Raw genomic sequence first — 5,590 nt, 5'->3', positions numbered from 1 at the left:
GAAGATTTAAAACCCTACTATGAGCGTGCTGAGCGTGAAATTATTGGTGTGTCGGCTAATGTGGCGGATCAATTTTATCCTGGTATTGACGATTCTTATTTCGGCGATTTTGAATTCCCCATGGAGCGTATACCACCCAGTTACTTAGATAATTATCTTGCTGAAAAAATAGATGGTTTAGCGGTGAATTTATCGGGTGAACAATTTGATGTTAAAGTCAGTAGTACGCCGGTGGGTCGAAACTCGATTCCGCGTGGTGATTATCAACCTGTAGGCGCGGTGGGTAATTCTTCTCAGGGGCAGCGTTGTGAGGGAAATTCTAGTTGTATTCCGATCTGCCCCGTGCAAGCAAAATACAATGCCTTAAAAACTCTTTATGCTTTGCAGCGTGACTTCAGTGTTGATTCCGAGGCTCAAACAACGGTTGAAATCGTTTCACAAACGGTTGCGTCTACTATTGAGGTATGTGAAAAAACCGGTCAAGTTACCGGTGTTGTGTGTAAACAATATCAAGATGAAAATTCAGGCGAGCACACAACCGTTAATATACGGGGTAAAGTATTTGTTTTGGCGGCCCATGCTATTGAGGGCGCTAAATTATTACTGGCGTCTAATGTCGCCAACTCTAGCGGGCAAGTGGGTCGCAATCTTATGGATCACCCACTTATTTTAACGTGGGGCTTACTGTCTGAAAAAATCGGTGCTTATCGTGGTCCAGGGTCTACATCGGGTATACCTGCGTTTCGCGATGGGAAATTCCGTAATGAACATTCGGCATTTCGAGTAGAAATTGGTAACTGGGGTTGGAATTTTTCGGCTGGAGCACCGAACTCAACTTTCGAAATTGCATTAACCGGACAGGATGGCGAGCAGGAGCCGGTTAAACCGCTGTGGGGTAAAGCACTAAGAGCAAAAATGGCCAATGTCCTGCCACGACAATTTCGTATGGCTTGGGAGTTTGAGCAAATTCCAGAAGACAGAAATTTTGTGACGATTGACGATAATTACCGCGATCAGTTGGGTAATCATCGGCCCGTTATTCGTTACGATTTACCTGAGTATGTAAAGGCGGGAATGGAAGCCGCGCGGGATGCTTCTCGCCAAGTATTTGAACATTTGGGCTTAGCGCAACTTTATGCTAATGACGATGTGACTAAACCTAAGGTTAACCCGAGTGATTTTGAAACCGGCTGGGATTATACCCACTATGATAGTTCGGCACCGGGTTACGTGACTTACGGCGGCCGTGGTTATGCTTTTGAGGGGGCGGGGCATTTGGCGGGCACGCACCGAATGGGCGACGATAGTAAAACCTCGGTAGTGAATAAGCATCAGCAAAGCTGGGACCACAGCAATTTATTTATGGTGGGCTGTGGCAATATGCCAACCATAGGAACATCCAATCCAACACTAACAATGACGGCATTGGCAATACAAGCGGGTGAGAATATTAATAAGTACCTTGAAGGAAAATTGTCATGATATTGTCTGGAAAAAAACCTATAGCCACGCTTGATGAGTTACGTGTTCATTTACAGTTTGCCATCGGCTTAGAATTAGCGACAATTCCTGTTTACCTTACAGCGCTTTACTCTATACCCGAAGGCGAAAATACTGCGGCTAGCAGTGTAATACAAAGTGTTGTTATCGAAGAAATGCTGCATATGGCACTTGCGGGTAATGTATTGAATGCCATTGGCGGTGTGCCCAGTACAGCGCCAGTTACGGGCGTTGGTGATCCGATACCCCATTTCCCTGCCACTATCCCTTTTTTACCCAGCTTGGGAATTATTGATCTTAGGCGTTTTTCTCGCGAGGCATTAAAAACGTTTATTGATATAGAGCAACCCAGTACCTGTAATGATGAGCAGCCCACGCAGGGTTATAAATCTATTGGTTGTTTTTATGCGGCAATATCAGAAGGTATAGACACCTTGTGTGATGAACGTGTTTTTGAGGAAGCACGTATAGCCCGCCGGGGTTGTCAAATTCAGGGTGAGGAGTATTACGGCGGGGCGGGAAAATTATTTACTGTCACGGATAAAGCTTCAGCCCTTAAAGCCATTAAAGAAATTGTAGATCAAGGTGAGGGGGTATCGAAAGACATATTGCAAGCAACAGCTTGCGAGCACTCGGGTGTGAACGTTACTTCAGAGTCCATCGAGGATGGTGATACATTAGCGGATGGCTGGAAAATGTATTCTCACTATGTACGCTTTCGTGAAATACAATTTGGACGACGTTACCTGCCATCGCAAACAATTGCAGAGAAGCCCAATGGCGATATTATTCCCATTGATTGGAGTGAGGTCTACCCAACGATGACTAATCCGCAAGCGGCAGATTATAAGGGTACCGATATTGGCTTGGCGGTAGATGCATTTAATGAAACATACACCCGGTTGGTCGATAATATTTATGCAGCGTTTAACGGCGATAATTGTGATGTTGAGCAAGGTGAGCCTGCGGGTATGCGTAAAGCCGTGACGGTAATGTGGGATTTAAAATATAAAGCGATTGCGTTGATGAAAACACCATCACCTCTGATAAACCATCAGGGTGAAACCGTTGGCGCACCTTTTGAATATATAAGATAAGTCGATGTAAGAACCGCTATGGCGTCTAGGTATGTTATAGCGGATTTTTATGTTCGTTAAAAACCTTCCATCATCACCTTAATACCTTCAGCGATTAAAGAGTCGCATCCGTGTTGTAATCGCGGTTAGCAGTATTGCGGTTGTATTCTATTTAATATCTTCCGTTGCCGCGTTATGTAGAATATATAAAACATTGGGGTATTCTATTTATTTTTCTGTATCTTATTTTCGCTGACTAATTCTTCGTAACAATATTTTTTCAAGGGCGTCTGCCGTATATATCTGTTGCTTTACCCCAAATTTATATTCGTATTTAAGGGTTCTAAGTACACTAATCGGTCTTATCAATCTTTATCATAGGATGGACTAAACAGTGATGCAGTATATAGCCGTTATTTTTAGTATCGTTTTACTGAGTGCTTGTGGCTCAGGTAGTGGCGATGCTCAACCAAAGCTCAGCAATTCGAGTACATCAGTCAGCTCTTCATCGTCGGCGAGTTCTGATGAGTTTGTTCAGACCTTTGGTATTAATGCAGGCGGCGATAAATTTGAAGCCGGTAGCGGTGTGGTATACCGTACCGATGTTTATTCCACGGGTGGCGGTAAAGGTTCGACAGAGGATGTGATTACCAATACCGATTTGCAGAACGTATTTCAAAGTGAACGTTGGGGGGCAGATTTTTCTTATGAAATTCCAGTCACCAATGGTGTTTTTGATGTGACGCTGCATATGATCGAGCTGTATTGGAATGATGCTGGTGAGCGTGTTCAAAATGTTTATATAGAGGAACAGCAGGTTGTTGATGCCATTGACTTGTTCAGTAGCTATGGGCATGACGTTGCTTATGATGCGGTATTTACAGGAATAGCCGTGAATGATGGTGTTCTCAATATACGCTTTGAAGGTGTGGCGGATGCGGCCAATGTTGCCGGTATTTTAATTGAGGCCCAGAGTGGGCTAGTTAAATTGCCTGAGCCTCCTGCAACTAGCCAAATTGTTAAGGTGAACCAATTAGGTTATTTACCCCATTCGGCTAAAGTTGCCATTATTCCAAATACAGTGGAAACAACATTTGATTTAGTTAATGCGGCAGATAATGCGGTTGTTTTCTCGGGTGACTTATCTGAAGAGCTCTATTGGGCGCCGTCAGAAGAGACTGTTAAGCAGGCTGATTTTAGTACATTTCAAGAAGAGGGAACGTATAAGATTGTGATCGCTGGAAAAGCGGACTCAGCGACATTCTCAATCGGTAGCGCCATTTATGCTGACGCGCATGATGCGGCTTTAAAAGCTTATTATTTTAACCGTGCTAGCACCGAATTATTACCTGAATTTGCGGGCGTGTGGGCGAGGGATGCAGGGCACCCTGATGATCAAGTGGAGGTGATCGCATCGGCAGCGACAGATGACCGCCCTGTAGGTACAGTTATCTCAGCCGCTAAAGGCTGGTACGACGCTGGCGACTACAATAAATATGTCGTGAATGCTGGCGCAGCCACTTATACCTTACTGGCGGCGTATGAGCATTTTCAGGGTTTCTATTCGGATCGAACCATTAATATTCCTGAGTCTATGAATTCGGCTCCAGATATTCTAGATGAAATTATCTGGAATCTTGAGTGGCTAGAAGATATGCAAGATTTGGATGGTGGGGTATATCATAAACTTTCAACCGCTAATTTCTCGGCTGTTGTAATGCCTTCTGCGGGCACTGCTCAGCGTTACGTCGATATGAAAACCACTGCTGCGACTTTAGATTTCGCTGCTGTAATGGCTGTTGCTAGTCGTGTGTATGCTGATTTCGATGCAGAATTTCCCGGTAAGTCGGTGGATTACAAACAGGCGGCGATTAACGCTTGGGCGTGGGCAAGTGCGAATGCGGCTGTGCCGTTTAAAGCGACGGATATTTATACAGGCGCTTATTCCACATGGTCGAGTGGTGTACTAGATGATGCCGTTTGGGCTGCGCAAGAATTTAAAGATGAATTTACATGGGCCGCTGCAGAGCTTTATTTATTAACCGAAGAGGAGCAATACCTTGAAGCATTTAATGCCAATGTAACCCCAGGTGTCGGTACGCCTTGGTGGGCTGGAGTCGAGCCTTTCGCGTTTATTAGTTTGGCTGAACACGGCAAAGGGGTCTTAACTGATGCAGCTTACGCCGTGGTAACAGCTGCGATTATTGAGCTGGCAGACAGCTTGGTGGTGAAGCAGGAAGCTTCGGCCTATAAGGTTCCGATGACGCTCGGTGATTTTGGGTGGGGCAGCAACAGCGGTGCATTAAATCAAGGCATGATGGCTTATCAAGCTTATCGTATAACGAGTGATGAGAAGTACCTGGCTGTTGCAGAATCGGTGTTGGACTATATTTTTGGCCGCAACGCGACTGAATATTCCTTTGTTACTGGTTTTGGCTCCAAAAGCCCAATGGCACCTCATCATCGCCCCTCAGCTGCTGATGGCATTGATGCCCCAGTACCTGGCTTTGTGGTAGGTGGCCCGCAACCCGGGCAGCAGGATATTGCTTCTTGTGGGACCTATGCTTATACACTGCCAGCAACGGCTTATATTGATGACTGGTGTAGCTATGCGACAAACGAGGTCACAATTAACTGGAACGCGCCTCTGGTTTACTTGTTGGCTGCCGTTCAAGCGGATTAACGATGTTTTAACTGCGGTTTCTAGGTTTATGATATGAGAAAAGGCCACTCTTTTTCAAGGGTAGCCTTTTTTTGTGTGGGTGTCACTGGGAGTGTAATTGGGCTATAAGGGACGAGGAAACAATATTTCATCCACTAATGCTTGATCTCGACATCCTTACCTTCGTTGCTCAAAGCGTTACATGCCTCGGTAACTGCTCCATGCGTTACCCTAATGACCTATATCCGTATAGGCCCCGGCATGCGCCCCTTTAAGCGCCTCGATAAGAAAGCCGCTTCGATAACCGCTCCACGACATTATGCTCCTGCAATGTCTAATAAGGGGCTTCCTG

General features: G+C 45.3%; 3 protein-coding genes. All 3 read left to right on the top strand.

The features are described 5' to 3' along the window. Positions 1-1,482 (top strand): GMC oxidoreductase (locus tag AC3A8L_RS19320; RefSeq protein WP_487963909.1); only part of this gene is annotated, 1,482 nt, incomplete at its 5' end. Further along, positions 1,479-2,597 (top strand): ferritin-like domain-containing protein, encoded by a 1,119-nt coding sequence (locus AC3A8L_RS19315; protein WP_487963908.1) that lies wholly within the window; start codon positions 1,479-1,481, stop codon positions 2,595-2,597. The genes AC3A8L_RS19320 and AC3A8L_RS19315, both read left to right, overlap by 4 nt. Positions 2,598-2,973: 376 nt before the next feature. After that, positions 2,974-5,259: a glycoside hydrolase family 9 protein gene (locus AC3A8L_RS19310; RefSeq protein WP_487963910.1), complete on the top strand. Its 2,286-nt coding sequence runs from the start codon at positions 2,974-2,976 to the stop codon at positions 5,257-5,259. Positions 5,260-5,590: the final 331 nt, after the last annotated feature.

Source organism: Marinagarivorans sp. (genome assembly GCF_982758155.1).
This window is presented reverse-complemented; position numbering and strand designations above follow the sequence as displayed.

What these genes read in the sequence shown, in the direction of transcription:
- AC3A8L_RS19315 (WP_487963908.1), top strand. Translation starts at nt 1,479, where the DNA reads ATGATATTGTCTGGAAAAAAACCTATAGCCACGCTTGATGAGTTACGT.
- AC3A8L_RS19310 (WP_487963910.1), top strand. Translation starts at nt 2,974, where the DNA reads ATGCAGTATATAGCCGTTATTTTTAGTATCGTTTTACTGAGTGCTTGT.